At 69.9% G+C, this 17,905-nt stretch carries 19 protein-coding genes and 1 tRNA gene; 14 read left to right on the forward strand and 6 right to left on the reverse strand.

Annotated features, from left to right (window positions below; all coding sequences use genetic code 11):
- The first annotated feature begins 50 nt into the window (after positions 1-50).
- Both ACYVC6_RS15390 and ACYVC6_RS15395 read left to right on the forward strand, forming a co-directional pair.
- A complete protein-coding gene (locus ACYVC6_RS15390) occupies positions 51-851 on the forward strand; it encodes an electron transfer flavoprotein subunit beta/FixA family protein (RefSeq protein ID WP_460715263.1) in 801 nt (266 codons plus the stop codon).
- Positions 852-880: 29 nt separating this feature from the next.
- A complete protein-coding gene (locus tag ACYVC6_RS15395; RefSeq protein WP_460715264.1) occupies positions 881-1,834 on the forward strand; it encodes an electron transfer flavoprotein subunit alpha/FixB family protein in 954 nt (317 codons plus the stop codon).
- A 91-nt stretch (positions 1,835-1,925) separates the two neighbouring features.
- Here the strand turns inward: ACYVC6_RS15395 and ACYVC6_RS15400 are convergent, their stop codons facing one another.
- On the reverse strand, positions 1,926-2,483 hold the full coding sequence (locus ACYVC6_RS15400; RefSeq protein WP_460715265.1) for a DNA polymerase ligase N-terminal domain-containing protein: 558 nt from the start codon (positions 2,481-2,483) through the stop codon (positions 1,926-1,928).
- Between the two features lie 17 nt (positions 2,484-2,500).
- On the opposite strand from ACYVC6_RS15400, the gene ACYVC6_RS15405 reads away from it, so the two are divergent.
- From ACYVC6_RS15405 to ACYVC6_RS15430, 6 genes are all read left to right on the forward strand, one after another.
- The gene (locus ACYVC6_RS15405) at positions 2,501-3,751 is read left to right on the forward strand and encodes a glutamate-5-semialdehyde dehydrogenase (protein WP_460715266.1); all 1,251 of its coding nucleotides are present in this window, start codon (positions 2,501-2,503) and stop codon (positions 3,749-3,751) included.
- 30 nt (positions 3,752-3,781) lie between these two features.
- Positions 3,782-3,949 carry a hypothetical protein gene (locus ACYVC6_RS15410; RefSeq protein ID WP_460715267.1) on the forward strand — a complete coding sequence of 56 codons (168 nt, stop codon included), beginning with the start codon at positions 3,782-3,784 and terminating at the stop codon, positions 3,947-3,949.
- A gap of 4 nt (positions 3,950-3,953) precedes the next feature.
- On the forward strand, positions 3,954-4,568 hold the full coding sequence (gene nadD / locus ACYVC6_RS15415; RefSeq protein WP_460715268.1) for a nicotinate-nucleotide adenylyltransferase: 615 nt from the start codon (positions 3,954-3,956) through the stop codon (positions 4,566-4,568).
- Complete coding sequence (rsfS, locus tag ACYVC6_RS15420) at positions 4,565-4,942, forward strand: ribosome silencing factor (RefSeq protein WP_460715269.1); 378 nt, start codon at positions 4,565-4,567, stop codon at positions 4,940-4,942. Before nadD ends, rsfS begins: the two co-directional genes overlap by 4 nt.
- On the forward strand, positions 4,935-5,594 hold the full coding sequence (locus ACYVC6_RS15425) for a histidine phosphatase family protein (RefSeq protein WP_460715270.1): 660 nt from the start codon (positions 4,935-4,937) through the stop codon (positions 5,592-5,594). The genes rsfS and ACYVC6_RS15425 overlap by 8 nt, the downstream gene beginning before the upstream one ends.
- A 45-nt stretch (positions 5,595-5,639) precedes the next feature.
- Positions 5,640-5,712: transfer RNA gene (locus ACYVC6_RS15430), tRNA-Ala, on the forward strand.
- Between the two features lie 48 nt (positions 5,713-5,760).
- Here ACYVC6_RS15430 and ACYVC6_RS15435 read toward each other — a convergent pair.
- Entirely contained in the window at positions 5,761-5,991 is a 231-nt protein-coding gene (locus ACYVC6_RS15435; RefSeq protein WP_460715271.1) for a hypothetical protein, read from the reverse strand.
- Positions 5,992-6,157: 166 nt separating this feature from the next.
- Between ACYVC6_RS15435 and ACYVC6_RS15440 the strand changes: the two genes are divergently transcribed.
- Positions 6,158-6,874, forward strand: a complete 717-nt coding sequence (locus tag ACYVC6_RS15440) for a nucleotidyltransferase domain-containing protein (RefSeq protein ID WP_460715272.1) — start codon at positions 6,158-6,160, stop codon at positions 6,872-6,874.
- The gene (locus tag ACYVC6_RS15445) at positions 6,867-7,133 is read left to right on the forward strand and encodes a hypothetical protein (RefSeq protein ID WP_460715273.1); all 267 of its coding nucleotides are present in this window, start codon (positions 6,867-6,869) and stop codon (positions 7,131-7,133) included. Before ACYVC6_RS15440 ends, ACYVC6_RS15445 begins: the two co-directional genes overlap by 8 nt.
- A gap of 27 nt (positions 7,134-7,160) precedes the next feature.
- Here the strand turns inward: ACYVC6_RS15445 and ACYVC6_RS15450 are convergent, their stop codons facing one another.
- Positions 7,161-8,564 carry an MFS transporter gene (locus ACYVC6_RS15450; protein WP_460715274.1) on the reverse strand — a complete coding sequence of 468 codons (1,404 nt, stop codon included), beginning with the start codon at positions 8,562-8,564 and terminating at the stop codon, positions 7,161-7,163.
- 155 nt (positions 8,565-8,719) lie between these two features.
- Between ACYVC6_RS15450 and ACYVC6_RS15455 the strand changes: the two genes are divergently transcribed.
- The 3 genes from ACYVC6_RS15455 (at position 8,720) to ACYVC6_RS15465 (ending at position 14,673) form a co-directional block, all read left to right on the forward strand.
- Complete coding sequence (locus tag ACYVC6_RS15455) at positions 8,720-9,100, forward strand: MarR family winged helix-turn-helix transcriptional regulator (RefSeq protein ID WP_460715275.1); 381 nt, start codon at positions 8,720-8,722, stop codon at positions 9,098-9,100.
- A 125-nt stretch (positions 9,101-9,225) separates the two neighbouring features.
- Positions 9,226-13,893: a family 43 glycosylhydrolase gene (locus ACYVC6_RS15460; protein ID WP_460715277.1), complete on the forward strand. Its 4,668-nt coding sequence runs from the start codon at positions 9,226-9,228 to the stop codon at positions 13,891-13,893.
- A gap of 105 nt (positions 13,894-13,998) precedes the next feature.
- The gene (locus ACYVC6_RS15465; RefSeq protein ID WP_460715278.1) at positions 13,999-14,673 is read left to right on the forward strand and encodes a response regulator transcription factor; all 675 of its coding nucleotides are present in this window, start codon (positions 13,999-14,001) and stop codon (positions 14,671-14,673) included.
- Here ACYVC6_RS15465 and ACYVC6_RS15470 read toward each other — a convergent pair.
- Genes ACYVC6_RS15470 through ACYVC6_RS15480 form a run of 3 tightly spaced genes read right to left on the reverse strand, consistent with a single transcriptional unit; the run spans position 14,662 to position 17,516 of the window.
- Positions 14,662-15,246 (reverse strand): dienelactone hydrolase family protein, encoded by a 585-nt coding sequence (locus ACYVC6_RS15470; RefSeq protein WP_460715279.1) that lies wholly within the window; start codon positions 15,244-15,246, stop codon positions 14,662-14,664. The genes ACYVC6_RS15465 and ACYVC6_RS15470 overlap by 12 nt on opposite strands.
- A 42-nt stretch (positions 15,247-15,288) precedes the next feature.
- Positions 15,289-16,749, reverse strand: a complete 1,461-nt coding sequence (locus tag ACYVC6_RS15475; RefSeq protein WP_460715280.1) for a flavin-containing monooxygenase — start codon at positions 16,747-16,749, stop codon at positions 15,289-15,291.
- On the reverse strand, positions 16,746-17,516 hold the full coding sequence (locus ACYVC6_RS15480; protein WP_460715281.1) for an SDR family NAD(P)-dependent oxidoreductase: 771 nt from the start codon (positions 17,514-17,516) through the stop codon (positions 16,746-16,748). Before ACYVC6_RS15480 ends, ACYVC6_RS15475 begins: the two co-directional genes overlap by 4 nt.
- Positions 17,517-17,540: 24 nt before the next feature.
- Between ACYVC6_RS15480 and ACYVC6_RS15485 the strand changes: the two genes are divergently transcribed.
- On the forward strand, positions 17,541-17,867 hold the full coding sequence (locus ACYVC6_RS15485; protein WP_460715282.1) for an antibiotic biosynthesis monooxygenase family protein: 327 nt from the start codon (positions 17,541-17,543) through the stop codon (positions 17,865-17,867).
- Positions 17,868-17,905 lie beyond the last annotated feature (38 nt).

A 17,905-nucleotide genomic window follows, 5' to 3' on the forward strand; every position in this document is an offset into this window, starting at 1 on the left:
CTTCCACCGGTTCTGTCTGATCGCGACCCGACGGTAGCCTCCGGAACACCATGAACATCATCGTCTGTGTGAAGCACGTTCCCGACGCGACCGCCGACCGTCACTTCGAGTCCGACAAGACCGTGGACCGGGTCGGTGTGGACGGTCTCCTCTCCGAGCTCGACGAGTACGCCGTCGAGCAGGCCCTCCAGCTGAAGGAGAAGGCCGGCGACGGTGAGGTCACCGTCACGGCCCTGAGCGTGGGTCCGGAGAAGGCCGTCGACGCAGTGCGCAAGGCGCTGCAGATGGGCGCCGACCAGGGCATCCACGTCGTCGACGACGCGATCGCCGGTTCCGACTACGCCGCCACCTCGCTGGTGCTGGCCAAGGCCATCGAGAAGGCCGGCGCGGAGAGCAAGGTCGACCTCGTCCTGTGCGGGATGGCGAGCACCGACGGCGCCGGCATGGTCGTCCCGGCCATGCTCGCCGAGCGCCTCGACCTGCCGCAGGTCACGATGGCCTCCGTCGTCGAGAGCCAGGGCGACCAGGTCCGGGTCAAGCGTGACGGCGACACCGCGACCGAGGTCATCGGGGCGACGATGCCGCTGGTGCTCTCGGTGACCGACCAGTCGGGTGAGGCCCGCTACCCCTCGTTCAAGGGGATCATGGCGGCCAAGAAGAAGCCGCTCGAGACCTGGTCGCTGAGCGACATCGGGGTCGACGCCGGTGACGTGGGCCTCGACTCGGCGTGGACCGCCGTCGAGGACACCGCCGCGCGCCCGCCGCGCACCGCCGGCGAGATCGTCAAGGACGAGGACGGGTCGGGCGCCACTGCGCTGACCGAGTTCCTCGCCTCCAAGAAGTTCATCTGAGCCTGCCTCGAGATTGAGAGCGATAAGCCATGTCTGAAGTCCTCGTCCTGATCGACCACGTCGACGGCGCCGTCCGCAAGCCGACCTACGAGCTGCTGACCATCGCCAAGCGCCTCGGCGAGCCCTCCGCGGTCTTCATCGGCGGCAGCGACAAGGCCGCCGAGGTGGCCGACAAGGTCAAGAAGTACGGCGCCGAGAAGGTCTACGTCGTCGACGATGCCGAGATCAAGGGCTACCTCGTCGCCCCCAAGGCCGAGGCGCTGCAGCAGCTCGCCGAGAAGACTTCGGCGGCCGCGATCCTCATCCCGTCCACGGTCGAGGGCAAGGAGATCGGTGGCCGCCTGTCCATCAAGCTCGGGTCCGGCCTGATCACCGACGCCGTCGACGTGCAGGAAGGCCCGGTCACCACCCAGAGCGTGTTCGCCGGCAACTACACGGTCACCGCCAAGGTCACCCAGGGCACCCCGATCATCACGGTGAAGCCCAACTCGGCGGCCCCGGAGGAGTCCGAGGGTGCCGGCACCGTTGAGGAGTTCTCGGCGACCATCTCCGACTCGGCCAAGAAGGCCCAGATCGTGGCCTCCCAGCCGCGTCAGGCCTCCGGCCGCCCCGAGCTCACCGAGGCCGCGATCGTGGTGTCCGGCGGACGTGGCACCGGCGGTGACTTCACCCCGGTCGAGCAGCTCGCCGACTCCCTCGGCGCGGCAGTCGGGGCCTCGCGCGCCGCGGTCGACTCCGGCTGGATCGGCCACGCCTTCCAGATCGGCCAGACCGGCAAGACCGTCTCGCCGCAGCTCTACATCGCCTCCGGCATCTCCGGCGCCATCCAGCACCGCGCCGGCATGCAGACCTCCAAGACCATCGTCGCGGTCAACAAGGACGAGGAGGCGCCGATCTTCGAGCTCGTCGACTTCGGCGTCGTGGGTGACCTGACAAAGGTCCTGCCGGCCGCGGCCGAGGAGATCACCAAGCGCAAGGGCTGAGTTCTCGGGGCCCTCTGGAGGGGGGCGTCGAGATGCACGGAATGGCTGCTCCAGGGTGCTGGGGGCAGCCATTTTGTGAGTCTCGACGACGCTAGCCGCCTGCCAGGTCGTCCAGCGTCAGGCCGCTGATCACCGAGCGGTGGTCGTCGAGCGGGTCGTCCGAGTCGGCGTACTCGTCGTCGATCTTGACCAGGATCCAGTTGCGGTCGTCGCCGCCCATCCGGGTCCGCGTGAGCGCGAAGGCGCCGCGGATCTTCTCCCCGAGCACCACGAAGCGCAGGTGACCGCGCTCCAGCGCCGTGAGCGGGTCCTTGGCCGGTTGGTAGAGCCCGGTGTCCCACACGACCTTGTGCTCGTCCTCGTAGTCCAGGTGCTCCATGCCGTGGTCCTCGACCTGCACCGCCAGCCGGCGCTGACCCGGGTCCAGTGACGGGCCCTTGGGGACCGCCCACGACACGAGCGTGCTCGGTTTCGAGACGTCGGACGCAGCCCTTCGCGAGCTCAGGTCTGCGTCCGCCTCCTCAACCTCCTCGCCTGTCGGAGTCCGCTCGCAAGCTCGCGGACTCGCGGCTCGGACCTCGAGGCGAAAGTCGAAGTGCAGCGTGGTCGCCCGATGGTGGTTGACCACGAACCGGAGGGGGTCGGGCACGGACCTATCCTCTCCCTGTGACCACCGAGCTGGATGTCAACGACGCGGCGCGGCGGGCCCGGGCGGCCTCGCACGGGCTCGCGCTCGCCACCCGCGCGGACAAGGACCGGGCCCTGCTCGCGATGGCCGACGCGCTGCTGGCCCGCGAGGCCGAGGTGCTTGCGGCCAACGCCGAGGACGTGTCGCGTGCCGAGGCGGCCGGTACGCCGGCCAACGTCATCGACCGGCTCCGGCTCACCCCCGAGCGGCTCGCCGCGATGGCCCAGGGACTGCGCGACGTCGCGGCCCTCCCGGACCCGGTCGGCGAGGTCGTGCGGGGCAGCACGCTCGCCAACGGGCTGGAGCTCCGCCAGGTGCGCGTGCCGTTCGGGGTCGTGGGCATGATCTACGAGGCCAGGCCCAACGTCACCGCGGACGCCGCCGGCATCTGCCTCAAGGCCGGCAACGCCGTCCTGCTCCGCGGCAGCTCCAGCGCCTCGGCCAGCAACCGCGCGATCGTCGCGGTCCTCCGCGACGGCGCCGCCCAGGCGGGGCTCGAGCCCGACGTCGTCCAGCTCGTGCCGGGGGAGTCGCACGACTCCGTCAAGGCGCTGATGCGGGCCAGGGGGCTCGTCGACGTGCTGATCCCGCGCGGCGGTGCCGGGTTGATCCGCAGCGTCGTGGAGGAGTCCACGGTGCCGGTGATCGAGACCGGTGTCGGCAACTGCCACGTCTACGTCGACCGGACGGCGGACCTCGACAAGGCCCTGGCCATCGTGCTCAACGCCAAGACCCAGCGCACCAGCGTCTGCAACGCCGCCGAGTCCCTCCTGGTCCACGCCGAGGTCGCCGAGGACTTCCTGCCCCGGGTCGTGGCCGCACTGCAGGACGCCGGTGTCACGATCCACGGGGACGACGCGTTCGCGGCCTACGACGACGTCGTGGAGGCCACCGACGAGGACTTCGGGACCGAATACCTCTCCCTCGACATCTCCGCGGCCGTCGTCCCCGACCTGGAGGCCGCGATCTCGCACATCCGGCGGTTCTCCAGCGGTCACAGCGACGCGATCGTCACCGAGGACCAGTCGGCCGCCCGGCACTTCGCGGCGGCCGTGGACTCGGCCGCGGTGCTGGTCAACGCCTCGACCCGGTTCACCGACGGAGGGGAGTTCGGGTTCGGCGCGGAGATCGGCATCAGCACCCAGAAGCTGCATGCCCGGGGCCCGATGGGACTGCCCGAGATGACGTCGACCAAGTACGTCGTGGTGGGCGACGGGCACGTGCGCTGAGCGCGCGGACCGGCCGGTAAGGTGAGCGGCATGTCGCTCGCTGCTGTCGCCCTGGCTGCCGTCAACATTGCTGCCGAAGAAGGCGAGCACGAGGTCAACCAGGCCATCAGCTGGGGGATCGGCGGTCTCGCGCTGGCCATCCTGTTCGGGCTGATGTTCGCCCTCATCGCCTTCGGTGGCGGTCGCGAGCACTCCTAAGCCCGTGCCGGCCCGCGAGCGTCGCAGGGTCGGCGTCATGGGCGGCACCTTCGACCCGATCCACCACGGCCACCTGGTCGCGGCGTCCGAGGTCCAGGCGTGGTTCGACCTCGACGAGGTCGTGTTCGTGCCGACCGGTGACCCGTGGCAGAAGTCCGACCGGGTCGTGTCTCCGGCCGAGCACCGCTACCTGATGACCGTCATCGCGACGGCGTCCAACCCGAGGTTCACGGTCTCCCGCGTCGACATCGACCGGGACGGACCGACCTACACGATCGACACGCTCCGCGACCTGCACGCCGAGCGCCCGGAGGTCGACCTCTACTTCATCACCGGTGCCGACGCCCTCGCGGAGATCTTCACCTGGCGGGCGACAGACGACCTGTTCGCGCTGGCCCGGTTCGTGGGGGTGACCCGGCCCGGCCACGAGATGGACTCCGAGACCCTGGCCGCGATCCCGGCGGACCGGGTGACGATGGTCGAGATCCCTGCCCTGGCCATCTCCTCCACCGACTGCCGCGAGCGCACCCGGCGGGGTGAGCCCGTCTGGTATCTCGTCCCCGACGGCGTGGTGCAGTACATCGTGAAGCACCATCTCTACGTGAAGGACATCTCTTGACCGCCACCGACCACGCCGTCGAGCTCGTGACCGCTGCCGCACGCGCGGCGGCGGACAAGCTGGCCACGGAGATCATCGCCTTCGACGTCAGCGAGCAGCTCGCGATCACCGACGCGTTCGTCATCGCCTCGGGCAGCAACGACCGCCAGGTCAAGGCGATCGTCGACGAGGTCGAGGACAAGCTGCGCGAGATCGGGGCCAAGCCCATCCGGCGCGAGGGCGAGCGCGACGGCCGCTGGGTGCTCATCGACTACGGCGAGATCGTGGTGCACATCCAGCACGAGGAGGAGCGACAGTTCTACGCGCTCGAGCGGCTGTGGCGTGACTGCCCGACGATCCCGCTGCCGGCCGACGTCACCTCCGGGCGTGGCTGAGCTCGTCCTGCTCCGGCACGGCCGGACCGCGTGGAACCACGAGAAGCGGGTGCAGGGGCAGCTCGACGCGCAGCTGGACGACACCGGGCGCGAGCAGGCCGGCCGGGTTGCCGACGTGCTCAAGCTGCTGCAGCCGACCCTCCTCTGGAGCTCCGACCTCGTCCGCGCCCGGGACACCGCGGCGTACGTCGCCGGCGCGACCGGCCTCGAACCGGTCCTCGACGCTCGGCTGCGCGAGTTCGACCTCGGGGAGCGGCAGGGGCTCACCCACGACGAGTACGCCGCGATCGCGCCGGAGGAGTTCGAGCTGTTCCGCCAGGGCTACTACGACGACGCGCCCGGCGCCGAGACCGTGGCTGAGGTCCGGGCCCGCATGGTCGCGGCCCTCGGGGAGATGCTCGCCGCGCTCGGTCCGGACGACACCGGGATCGCGGTCACGCACGGTGCGGCGGCCCGGGTCGCCATCGCCGCCATGCTCGGCTGGCCCGACGACGCGTTCCACAGCCTGCGGGCGCTCGCCAACTGCGGGTGGGCCGTGCTCGGCCACCACCCGGAGACCGGAGACCTTCGGCTCGCGGCCTACAACCGGGTCGCCGAATCCTGGACTCCGCCACCTGAGTCCCGATTAGTTCCGCGGGACGCGGTTGGCTAAGATTCCGCGAGTTGTCCGAGGGGCTTCCACCCGAGGGCAACACCTGGGGCTGTGGCGCAGCTGGTAGCGCATCTGCATGGCATGCAGAGGGTCAGGGGTTCGAGTCCCCTCAGCTCCACTCGTGTGATGAGTCGCGACATGTGTCTCACATGAGTCGCGACATAGGTCACTGTTGAAGGGCTCCCGGCCAGCGGCCGGGGGCTCTTTGTGTGTTGCGCCAGTAGTGCTTGTCGGGGTCGATGTGGTGGGTCGAGAGGATCTCGCCGGTCGCGAGCTCGATTGCGGTGACGGTGGTGTCGTCGGCGATCGCCAGGACGCGTTTGCCGCGGTGGGCGTAGCCGATGCCGAGGTGGTGCATCTTGGCGGCGCGGCGGATGGAGATCCCTGGGACTGTCACCTATGTCGCGACTCATGTGTCGCGTGTCAGTTGTCGCCTATGTCGTGAACCCAGGCACCCACAGTCCCTGGCGGGGTCGATGTCGTGGGCCCGAACGCATTGCCTGGACTATCCAGTAGCGGGCAGTTCGCCCTATCTGATACGAAGCGCACGTATACTATTAGATATGGACCTTTCGGATCCGACACGGGCTATCACGCCAACCCTGGACGGTGCAGTGCTCGCCGTGCTGGCCGTCGCAGGGAAGCCGATGACGGTGGGTCAGGTCGCCGAGAAAGCTGCCCGGGGGTCCGAGATAGGGATTCGCAGGAGCCTCGCACGGCTGGTGGAGCAGGGCACCGTCAGGGCAACGCTCATGGGTCGCAACCGGGTGCACGAGCTGAACCGTGAGCATGTGGCGGCGGAAGCAGCGATGATTCTGGCCGGCCTGCGAACCGAGCTTTGGCGCCGCTTCCGCGAGGAACTCAGATCGTGGCGTGTTCGCCCGATCTACGCGTGTGTGTTCGGCTCCGCGGCGCGCGGCGATGGTGGGGCCTCGAGCGACATCGACCTCATGGTGGTCCATCCACCTTTCCCGGGGGAGAAACACCCCACCCGACGGAGCCTCGGATCCCAGGTCTCAGATGCATTGGGAACGGCGCTGTTAGCGAGCGCGGAGCACGACGCCCCGGAGCGTTGGGAACGAGATCTGGATCGTCTCCGCGAGCGCGTCGAACTCTGGACCGGCAACCCGCTCCAGATTGTCGACCTGTCCTTTCACGAGTGGCGTCGCCCTCCAGACTCGCATCGAGCCCTACTGCGTGAGGTACAGCGCGACGGGATCGAACTGGTCAGGGCACGAGGAGTGACCATCTGGCCGACCTCGGAGTCGTCGGATGGCTAACTCCAACCGGACTAGGACCGCTACCAAGGCGGATGCCCGCACGCGTCTCCGTGCAGCCCGTGCGTACCTCGACGTCGGCGAGCTCGTCCTGGAAGAGACGGCCGACGGCGCCAAGCTCAAGACGACATTCCTCAAGCTGATCGACATCAAGGACGAGGCTCACTACGGCCTGTCATTTGTGTCGCAAAGGAAGGCCAGAGACGCAGTGCGCTGGGCGCAACTCCTCGTCGATCGGGCACTTGAGGAGCTCGAGCGCTGAACGCCTCGGGGCCACCCCGGCCTTAGCTCAGGCGGCCGGTGCGACGTACTCCGGCTCCGGTTCGAGGCCGGCCGCCGCGTCGGCGGTGGGTCCGCGCTGGAACAGGGCGAGCGCGGCGACCAGGGCGCCTGTTATCGACACGATGGCCGCGAAGACCAGCCCTGGCCGGAAGTTGTCCAGCACTGCCTCCTGCGTGGTAGCCCCGTCGGCCCCGGACGCGATCACGGCGGTGGTGACGGCGAGGACCACGGCGGCACCGACTTGCATCGAGGTCTGCAGCACGCCGGCCGCGAGGCCCTGCTCCTCGTCGTCGACCCCGGCGGTCGCCTGGATGTTGATCGCGGGGAAGCCGATCCAGCCGACCCCGATCAGCAGCAGCGCGGGCAGCAGCATGGTCGGGTACGACGGCGAGGTGTCCACCCGGAGGAAGAGCAGATAGCCCACCGCCATCACCGCCATCGTGACCGCGATGATCCGGGTGGTGCCGAAGCGGTTGACCAGCCGGCCGGAGAACACCGCGGACGCGGCCACCATCAGTCCGATCGGGAGCAGGGCCAGCGCGAGCTCCAACGGCGACCAGCCCAGGGTGTCCTGCAGATAGAGGGTCACGATGAACTGCCAGCTGAAGTAGGAGCCGGCCACCGCGACGATGGCCAGGCTGGCGCGGACCAGCGACGCCTTGCGAAGGATGCCGAGCCGGATCAACGGGTGCTCGACGCGGCTTTCTGCCATGACGAACCCCGCGACGAGGGCCGCCACCAGGACGAAGGAGGCGACGGTCCGGACCGAGGCCCAGCCGACCTCGGGGGCAGAGACGACGGTGTAGACGAGCAGCAGCATCGCGCTCGTGGAGAGCGCGGCGCCGAGTACGTCGTGGCCACCCTCCTCGGCCGGCTTGTCCTTCGGCAAGAGCACGAACGCAGCCGCCAGCGCGGCCAGCGCGATCGGCACCGGCAGCAGGAAGGTCCAGCGCCAGCCGACCCCGGTCATCAGACCGCCGAAGAGCAGACCGGAGGAGTAGCCCCCCGCGCCGAAGACCGTGTAGATCGACAGCGCCTTGTTGCGGGCCGGCCCCTCGGCGAAGTTGGTGGTGATGATCGAGAGCCCGGTGGGCGCGGTGAACGCCGCGGCCAGGCCCTTGACGAAGCGGGTGAGGATCAGCAGTGGGCCGCTGCTGACCAGGCCGCCGGCCAGTGACGCCATCGCGAACACGGCGAGTGCGATGAGGAAGACCTTGCGTCGTCCGAACAGGTCTGCCGTGCGGCCGCCGAGGAGGAGCAGGCCGCCGTAGCCGAGGACGTAGCCGCTGACGAGCCACTGCAGGGACGATGTGGACAGGTCGAGCTCGGCGCCGATCGACGGCAGGGCCACGCCGATCATCGAGACGTCGAGTCCGTCGAGGAAGAGCACGATGCAGAGGGTGATCAGCATCGCCCAGATGCGGGGGCTCCAGTTCGTGGCGCTGGTGGTGGTCGCTGGGTGAGTGGTTGGTGAGGTCACTCACCGCACAATTCCATGCGTGTGCATTGTATGCAAGCGCAATTAATGTGTTTGCATTCATGTCGCGCCGGCGTTACCCTGCGGCCATGGGTCGAGCGGAACTGGTGGGCGAGTGGCGCGAGCTGCTCGAGCGACATGCCGCCGTCAGCACCGCTCTCGAGAAGGCGTTGCAGGACCAGCACCAGATCGGGCTGAGCGAGTTCGAGACCCTCGACCGGCTGGTGGACGCCAACTGCGGCAACTACCGGATGAACGACCTGTCGGGTGACATCCACCTGAGCCAGAGCGCGCTGTCCCGTGCGGTGGCCCGGCTGGAGCGCGAGGGACTGGTCAAGCGGAGCATGTGCGCCGACGACCGCCGTGGCGTCTTCGTCTGCCTGACCGACAAGGGACAGCAGGTGTACGACCAGGCGCTGCCGACGCACCGCGCGGTGCTGCAGGAGACCTGGGGCTCGCGAAAGCCCTAGCCGTCCCGTTTCGGACCCGGGTTGGTTGTTAGCGCTCACATTCTGGACGTCCGAGGTTGACTGCTCGGTGTGGTCGTGATCACACTCGCCAGTGTTAGCGCTCACAATTGCAGAGGAACCCCCCCATGCCTCGAGTCTCCCCCCGGACCCGCAACCACCCGCGGCCGACACTGGCCGGCACCGTCCTCCTCGCCCTGCTCGCTCTCCTCGGCGGGCTCCTGCTGGCGCCGCCCGCGGCGTCCCTCCCGGCGCCGGTCGCCGCGGTGGACGTCACTGACGGGCTGCTGCTGCGCTACGACCTGACCCAGGCCTCCGGGACGACCGTCACCGACTCCTCGGGCAACGGTCGCGACGGCACCCTCACCGGGGGCGGCACGTGGACGGGTGACCACCTGGTGCTCGACGGCGTCGACGACCACGTCAAGCTGCCCAACAACATCCTGGCCGGGCTGTCGTCGGTCACCGTGTCGGTCGACGTCTTCGTCGAGGCGTCCCAGGCCACGCCGTTCTTCATCTGGGGCCTCGGCAACCCCGCGACCAGCGCGTCGGGCACCGGCTACCTCTTCACCAGCGGCAACGGGTTCCGCGCCGGCATCACTACCGGCAACTGGTCGGGCGAGCAGGTCACCGCGCGGACCTCGGGCGGTGCCCTGGCCCGCGGGGTCTGGAAGAGCGTCACCTACACCCAGACCGGCACGACGGGGACGCTCTACGAGGACGGCGTCCAGGTCGGCCAGAACACCGCGGTCACTGTGCTGCCGGGCCAAGTCGGCAACGGCACCACCACCAACAACGTGCTGGGGGAGTCCAACTACGCCTCCGACAACACCCTCAAGGGCAAGCTCAGGAACTTCCGCATCTACGACCGCGCCCTCAGCCCGGCCGAGGTCGCCGACATCTCGCTCACCGACGCCAACCGCCTCGCCTCCGACGTCGCGCACCTCGACCTGGGTGACCTCTCCGCAGTCACCGGCGACCTCGCGCTGCCCACGACCGGCGAGTACGGCTCCACCATCTCCTGGGCCTCCAGCGATCCCGCGGTCATCAGCGACACCGGCGCCGTCACCCGGCCGGCCGCCCTGGCCGGCCCCGTCGACGTCGAGCTGACCGCCACTCTCACCCGGGGTTCCGGGGCCGAGGCCAAGACGTTCCAGGCCACGGTGCTGCCCGAGGAGGGCGACCAAGAAAGGGCGGACGCCGCGGCCGCGGCGCTCGAGCTCGTGAACGCCGACGACGTGCGCGGTCACCTGACGATGCCCACCACGGGGCTGCACGGCGCCGCGGTCAGCTGGGCCTCGTCCGCCCCCGACGTGGTGACGCCCGAGGGGCTCGTCACCCGCCCGGCGCCCGGAGCCGGCGACACCACCGTCACCATGACGGCCACGGTCACCGTCGGGGCGGCCGCGGCCACCCGCGAGATCGTGCTGACCGTCCGCGAGGCGCCCGCCCCGGCGGCGTACGAGGGCTATGCGTTCAGCTACTTCACCGGCAACTCGATCGCCGGCGAGAAGATCTACTTCGCCGCCAGTCGCGGCAACGACGCGCTGACCTGGGACGAGCTGAACAACGGCCAGCCCGTCCTCGAGTCGACGATGGGGGAGATGGGCCTGCGCGACCCGTTCCTCATCCGGTCCCCCGAGGGCGACCGGTTCTTCCTGATCGCGACCGACCTCTCGATCGGCCGCAACGGCAACTGGGACCGTGCCCAGCGCACCGGCAGCCGCTACCTGGAGGTATGGGAGTCGACCGACCTGATCACCTGGTCCGAGCAGCGGCACGTGCTGGTCTCGCCCCCGACCGCCGGCAACACCTGGGCGCCGGAGGCCTACTGGGACGACACCCTGCAGCAGTACGTCGTGTTCTGGGCCTCCAAGCTCTACGCCGAGGACGACCCCGATCACACGGGCAGCACCTACAACCGGATGCTCTACGCGACGACCCGCGACTTCGTGACGTTCAGCGAGCCGCAGATCTGGCAGGACCGCGGCGAGTCGCGCATCGACTCCACCGTGATCAAGGAGGACGGCGTCTACTACCGGTTCACCAAGGACGAGGGCGGCGGTGGCACCGGCTGCTCCGACATCATCCAGGAGAAGTCCGCGTCGCTGACCGCGGTCGACCTGCCCGGCAACCCCTCCTGGTCGTTCATCGACGCCTGCATCGGGCGCGACGCCGGGACCTCGGCGGTCGAGGGCCCGACGGTCTTCAAAGCCAACCCGGGTGACACCTCGGGCTCGCCCTACTACCTGTTCGTCGACGAGTACGGCGGCCGCGGCTACATCCCGCTCGGCGCCGCCGACCTCGAGGCGCCCAACTGGCAGGTGGCGCCGGCGTACGACCTACCGGCGAGCCCTCGCCACGGCACTGTCATCCCGGTCACCGGCGCCGAGCTAGCCGCGCTCCGGGAGGGAATCGTCGTCCCGGAGCCGCCGACGCCGGTCGTGGGCGACGAGAACGGCCTGGTCGCGCACTACCCGCTCGACGAGACGAGCGGCTCGGTCGCCGCCGACGCGACCGGGCACGGGTACGACGGCACGGTCAACGGCGACGCGACCTGGGCCGACGGCGGGCTCACCCTCGGCGGCACCAACGGCCACGTGAAGCTGCCGGACGACATGATGGCCGGCCTCGAGGCGATCACCGTGTCCAGCACGGTCTGGGTCGACCCGACCCAGGCGACGCCGTACTTCATCTGGGGCCTGGGCAACACCGACGGCGGCGGGACCGGCAACGGCTACCTGTTCACCACGGGCAACGCCTACCGCGCCTCGATCGCCACGGGCAACTGGACCACGGAACAGACCGTCACGTCCGGCGCCAACCTGGCGCGCGGCGCCTGGAAGACGCTGACCTACACCCTCACACCCGGCGGCACCGCCACGCTCTACCTCGACGGCGTCAAGGTCGGCGAGAAGACCGGCGTGACGATCGACCCGGGCGACATCGGTGACGGCTGGACCACCGCCAACTACATCGGTCGCTCGGTCTACAGCGCCGACAGGTACCTCAAGGGCAAGGTGGGCGACTTCCGGTTCTACAACCGGGCGCTCTCGGCCACCGAGGTCATCGACCTGGCTGCCGACCCGACGGCGATCATCTCGGCGCAGCTCGACAGCCTCAAGGTGCCTGCCGTCATCGACTCCGCGACCTCGACGGTCACCCTGCCGGTCGACCCGGGCACCGACCTGACGACCCTGGAGCCCACCTACGTCGTGAAGTCCGGCTCCAGCGTCGATGTCGCGGGGCCGGCCGACTACACGACGCCCCAGACCGTCACCGTCACCACGGCGGACGGCGTCACGCGGGCTTGGACGGTTCGCGCGGTCGAGATGAAGTCGCCGCTGCTGCCGGGGCTCTACGCCGACCCCAACATCGCGGAGTTCGACGGCACCTACTACATCTACGCGACCACGGACGGCGTCGCCGGATGGGGAGGCAAGGACTTCTACGTCTGGAAGTCGAGGAACCTGGTGGACTGGGAACGCTCCGAGCAGCCGTTCCTGACGCTCGACGGGGCCAACGGCGACGTCCCGTGGGCGTCCGGGAACGCTTGGGCGCCGACGATCATCGAGCGGGCCGGGAAGTACTACTTCTACTTCTCCGGCCACAACCCGAGCGTCAACCGCAAGACGATCGGGGTCGCGGTGGCCGACAGCCCCGAGGGCCCGTTCACCGCGCAGCCGACCGCGATGATCCTCAACAACGAGGCGGTCACGTCCGGCCAAGCGATCGACCCCGCGGCGTTCGAGGACCCCGCGACGGGCAGGTTCTACCTGTTCTGGGGCAACGGGTCACCGCTGTACGCCGAGCTGAGCGACGACATGCTGTCGATCAAGCAGGAGACGATCGCGCGGATCGGCGGCCTCACCGGCTTCCGGGAGGGCACGTTCGTCAACTTCCGCGACGGCACCTACCACCTGACGTACTCGATCGACGACACCGGTTCGCCCAACTACCGGGTGGGCTACGCGACCGCGACCAGCGTCGACGGCCCGTGGACCTACCGGGGCGTGGTGCTCGAGAAGGACGCCTCGCAGGGCATCCTCGGCACGGGCCACAGCTCGATCCTGCAGGTGCCGGGCTCCGACGAGTGGTACATCGCCTACCACCGGTTCGCGATCCCCGGTGGCGACGGGACCCACCGGGAGACGACGATCGACCGGTTGGAGTTCGGTGCGGACGGCCTGATCCAGAAGGTCGTGCCGACGCTGGAGAGCATCGACCCGCTGGTCCTGGAGCCGCCGGTCCCCACGGCCGCACCTGTGGTCAGCGGCCAAGCGGTCGTCGGGGCGTCGCTGACGGCCAGCACCGGCACCTGGGACGCGGATGACCTCACCTACGCCTACCAGTGGCTGCGCGACGACGCGCCGATCGCCGGTGCCGACGGCAACGTCTACGTGCCCGGCGAGCCGGACGTCGGGCACCGGCTGTCGGTGCAGGTCACCGCTAGCCGTGTCGGCGGGGCTTCCGGGGATGCCCGGTCCGCGGCCACGCAACCGGTGGCGAAGGCGACGGGGGTGTTGCAGGCCGACCTGAGCGACCCGACACCGGCGGCAGAGCGGCTGATACTGCTGAGCATCACGCTTTCGGCGCTGCCCGCGACCGTGCCGGCCCAGGGCACCGTGGTTGTGGAGCTGGATGGCCGGGTGGAGCGGGAGCTCGTGGTCACCGACGGCTCCGCCGTCGTCGAGCTGAGGTTCCGGCCCGGTCGCCACATCCTCACGGTCCGCTATCTCGGGTCTCCGACCGTCACCGGAGCCACTGTGACCCAGGTGGTCCGGGTGCGCCCCTAGGGACCCGACCCGCCCGGTGCCCCAAGCGCACGGCCCCGGGCTGGTCGGCTTCCAGCGCCGGTCGCGCTGCGGCCCCGCGTCCTAGACTGTGGTCATGGACCAGTCGTGAACCGCCCATTGCGGCTCGCCATCGTCGATGACTACGCGGTGGTCGTTGCCGGAGTCGCCTCGTTCCTGGCCGATGAGCACATAGACGTGGTCGAGACCGGGGCGTCGCGGCCCGTCATCAGCGACGTCGACATCGTCCTCTACGACACCTTCGGCCAGATCTCGGGCAAGGGCATCGACCTCAGGGACTTCGTCCGCGACAGCGGCGCAAGGGTCGTGATCTACAGCTGGAACCTCCGGCCGCAGCTGATCCATGAGGCTCTCGCCGAGGGTGCCCGCGGCTACCTGTCGAAGGTGCTCACCGGACCACAGGTCGTTCGCGCTCTCGAGCGGGTCATGAGGGGAGAGATCGTGGTGCTCTCCGGCGACCAGGAGACCAGCGTCGACGGGGAGGGCGACTGGCCGGGGCGAGCGGCCGGCCTCTCGTCCCGCGAGGCCGAGATCGTCGCGCTCATCACCCAGGGGCTGAGCAACAAGGCCATCGCCGAGCGTGCCTATCTCAGCATCAACTCGGTGAAGACCTACATCCGTTCGGCCTACCGCAAGATGCAGGTCACGTCGCGCTCGCAGGCGGTGCTCTGGGGGGTGGAGAACGGCTTTAAGCCCGACACCCTGCGCACCGTCGACCGCGCACTGCTGGTGCGTCCCCGGCTCACGGGCTCAGATCCGTGACAGGAACGCCAGCACTCGGTCGATGAGCAGGGTGGTCGCCGCCTCGTCGTAGGACGGCAGCGACGAGTCCGCGAACAGGTGCCTGTCGCCCGGGTAGACAAAGAGCTCGGCGTCCTCGACGGTCGCCACCAGCTCGCGCGCGGCGTCGAGGTCGCCGCCCGCCTCGGCGAAGAAGGGGTCCTGGTCCATCCCATGGATCTGGACGGGGACACCGGGCGGCCATGGGCCGAAGGCCCACTCGCCGGTGATCGGGTAGCACGTCTCGAAGAGCAGCGCGCCCCGGGCGCCCGGGCGGAGCTGGGCCAGACGCTGGGCCTGCCCGCCGCCGAAGGAGAAGCCGGCGTGGACGAGGTCGTCCGGCAGCTCGGCCGCTGCCTGGTCGGCGAGCGCGTCGTAGTCGGGCGCGCCCTCGCGGCGCACGTGGGCCATCCCCTTGTCGATGGTGGCGAAGGTGTGCCCGTCGAACAGGTCGGGCGTGTGCACGGTGTGGCCGGCCGCGCGCAGCCGGTCGGCGAACGCCGCGAGCCCGGGGGTCAGACCTTGGACGTGGTGGAACAGCAGGATCTCGGCCATGGCCGACACGTTAGGGACGGCCGCCGACAGCCAGCGGTGGGGTCACGCCGGCTGGAGCTCCCCGAAGTCCACCGTGCGCAGCCGGGACTGGTACTCCGCGACCTTGCCGGGCCAGTTGGTCGTGATCCGGCTGCCGTCGGTGTACCAGTTGTCGCACTGGACCCAGACGCTGTCGGAGAGCCGCGCCTGCATCTCCTGGTCCCAGGCCTCGGCGACCTCGGGGCGGACCTCCAGTGCCGGGAACGGCCCGTCGGCGAGGCGGCGGACGACCTGGGCGATCCAGCCGGACTGCGCCTCGAGCATCCCGATGATCGAGCTGCCGCCGAGGTTGCTGTTGGGGCCGTAGACGACGAAGAAGTTGGGGAAGCCCGGTACGGCGATGCCGAGGTGGGCGTGGGCGCCGTCGGACCAGACCTCGCCGAGGTCGGCGCCACCCTTGCCGGTCACCTCGATACCGCCGAGGAAGTCGGTCGCGGAGAAGCCCGTGCCCCAGATCAGCACGTCGCCCTCGTGCAGCGTGCCGTCGGAGGTCCGGACGCCGCCCGCCTCGACGGCGGTGACGCCGTGGGTGACGACCTCGACGTGGTCCTGGTCGAGGGCGGGATACCAGTCGTTGGAGAACAGGATCCGCTTGCAGCCGATCGGGTAGTCGGGCTTCAGCTTCTCCCGGAGCCTCGGGTCCCGGATCTGCCGGCGCAGCTGGAGCCGCCAGCCCATCTCGAGGAACGTCAGGACGGGCTTGCGGGTGGCCCACGACTCGCCCTCGAGGGCGCTGTTGAGCAGCTCGGTGAGCCGGAAGACCGACCGGCGCTCGGTGCCGAGCAGCCGCGGGAAGCGGGCCATCAGCCGTTGGTGGCGGGCGGGGTAGTCGACGTCCGGCTTCGACACGACGTAGGGCGCGTGCCGCTGGAACACGGTCATCGCGCCGACCCGGTCGACGATCCCCGGCACGAACTGGATCGCGCTGGCGCCGGTCCCGACCACGAGGACCTTCTTGCCGTCGAGGTCGACGTCGTGCCGCCACCGCGCCGAGTGGAACGCCGGGCCGGCGAACGAGCCGACGCCGGGCAGCTCCGGGATCACCGGGTTGGACAGCTGGCCGAGCGCGTTGACCACGACATCGGCCTCGTAGGTGGCACCGGCGGTCGTGGTCACCGTCCAGGTCCGCCCGTCGTCGTCGTACCGCATCGCCGTGACCTCCTGACCGGTGTGCACCAGGTCGAGGAGGCCCTGGTCGGCCGCGGTCTTCTGGATGTAGTCGAGGATGTCGGCCTGTCCGGAGTAGGTGCGCGGCCAGCGCGCGTTCAGCGCCCAGGACCACGAGTACAGCGCCGACGGGACGTCGCAGGCGGCGCTCGGGTAGGTGTTGTCGCGCCACACACCGCCGACCTGGTCGGCGCGCTCGAGGATCGTGATGTCCTCGATGCCCTGCTGCCGCAGCTCGCGGGCCATGCCGAGCCCGCCGAAGCCGGCCCCGACGATCAGGACACGTGGTGAGGTCATGTGATCGTCATCCCGCCGTCGACCGGCAGCGTCTGGCCCGTGATGTATCCGGCCGCGTCCGAGGCGAGGAACACGACCGTGGCCGCGAGCTCCTGAGGGTCGCCCTTGCGGCCGCTGGGGATCCGGGCCTGCTGCGACTCGAGGTAGCCGGGCGGGTACTGCTCGGTCATCTCAGAAGCGAAGAAGCCGGGCGCGATGGCGTTGACCCGGATGCCCTTGCGGCCGGTCCACTGCTGGGCCAGGTCGCGGGTCAGGCCGATCAGGCCGGCCTTCGACGCGGCGTACGCCGCCTGGGGAAGGCCGGCAGTGGTGATGCCCAGCACCGAAGAGATGTTGATGATGCTGGACCCGGGCTGCATCACCCGGCCGCAGGCCTGGGCCATCCAGTAGCAGCCGTTGAGGTTGACGTCGATCACGGCGCGGAACTGCTCCGGCGTCTCCCGGGTGGCCGGCATCGCCGTGCCGACACCCGCGTTGTTGACGAGGATGTCGACCCGGCCGAACTCCTCCATGGCCAGCGCCACCAGGTCGGTGCACGACTGCGGGTCGCTGACGTCGGTGGCGGCGGTCAGCGCGCGCCGGCCCGCCGCCTCGACGAGCGCGGCGGTGTCCGCGAGCCGGTCGACCCGACGCGCCCCGAGCGCGACATCGGCGCCGGCCTCTGCCAGCCCCTGGGCGAAGGCCACCCCCAGCCCGCTCGAGGCCCCGGTGACCACCGCGACCTTCCCGTCGAGGCGGAAGAGGTCCAGCAGCGCGCGGTCGGTCATGCCACGGGACCCTACTGTTCTCCCATGTCGTCTCCGAGGACTCCCGAGGTCGGCCAGGTCGTCACCGTGTTCCGCTCCCGGCTGCGACCCGACGCGGACGCCTACCCGGAGCACGCTGCCCGGATGAGCGAGCTCGCCGCCACGATGCCCGGCTACGTGGAGCACAAGGTGTTCACGGCCGCCGACGGTGAACGGGTGACGCTGGTGACCTTCGCGGACCGCGCGTCGCACGACGCCTGGGGCCGCCACCCGGAGCACCGCGAGGCCCAGCGGGCCGGGCTCAGCGACTACTACGAGGAGTACTCGATCTCCGTCGGAACGGTCGACCGCGCCAGCGCCTGGGCGCGGTGAGGACCACCGCCGCCGACAGGCGCTAGCATGGGGACATG

It is taken from the genome of Nocardioides dilutus, from assembly GCF_054779555.1.

Coding starts and splice junctions, on each gene's coding strand:
- ACYVC6_RS15390 (WP_460715263.1), top strand. CDS start 51: ATGAACATCATCGTCTGTGTGAAGCACGTTCCCGACGCGACCGCCGAC.
- ACYVC6_RS15395 (WP_460715264.1), top strand. CDS start 881: ATGTCTGAAGTCCTCGTCCTGATCGACCACGTCGACGGCGCCGTCCGC.
- ACYVC6_RS15410 (WP_460715267.1), top strand. CDS start 3,782: ATGTCGCTCGCTGCTGTCGCCCTGGCTGCCGTCAACATTGCTGCCGAA.
- ACYVC6_RS15440 (WP_460715272.1), top strand. CDS start 6,158: ATGGACCTTTCGGATCCGACACGGGCTATCACGCCAACCCTGGACGGT.
- ACYVC6_RS15445 (WP_460715273.1), top strand. CDS start 6,867: ATGGCTAACTCCAACCGGACTAGGACCGCTACCAAGGCGGATGCCCGC.
- ACYVC6_RS15450 (WP_460715274.1), bottom strand. CDS start 8,564: ATGCTGATCACCCTCTGCATCGTGCTCTTCCTCGACGGACTCGACGTC.
- ACYVC6_RS15455 (WP_460715275.1), top strand. CDS start 8,720: ATGGGTCGAGCGGAACTGGTGGGCGAGTGGCGCGAGCTGCTCGAGCGA.
- ACYVC6_RS15460 (WP_460715277.1), top strand. CDS start 9,226: ATGCCTCGAGTCTCCCCCCGGACCCGCAACCACCCGCGGCCGACACTG.
- ACYVC6_RS15470 (WP_460715279.1), bottom strand. CDS start 15,246: ATGGCCGAGATCCTGCTGTTCCACCACGTCCAAGGTCTGACCCCCGGG.
- ACYVC6_RS15475 (WP_460715280.1), bottom strand. CDS start 16,749: ATGACCTCACCACGTGTCCTGATCGTCGGGGCCGGCTTCGGCGGGCTC.
- ACYVC6_RS15480 (WP_460715281.1), bottom strand. CDS start 17,516: ATGACCGACCGCGCGCTGCTGGACCTCTTCCGCCTCGACGGGAAGGTC.
- ACYVC6_RS15485 (WP_460715282.1), top strand. CDS start 17,541: ATGTCGTCTCCGAGGACTCCCGAGGTCGGCCAGGTCGTCACCGTGTTC.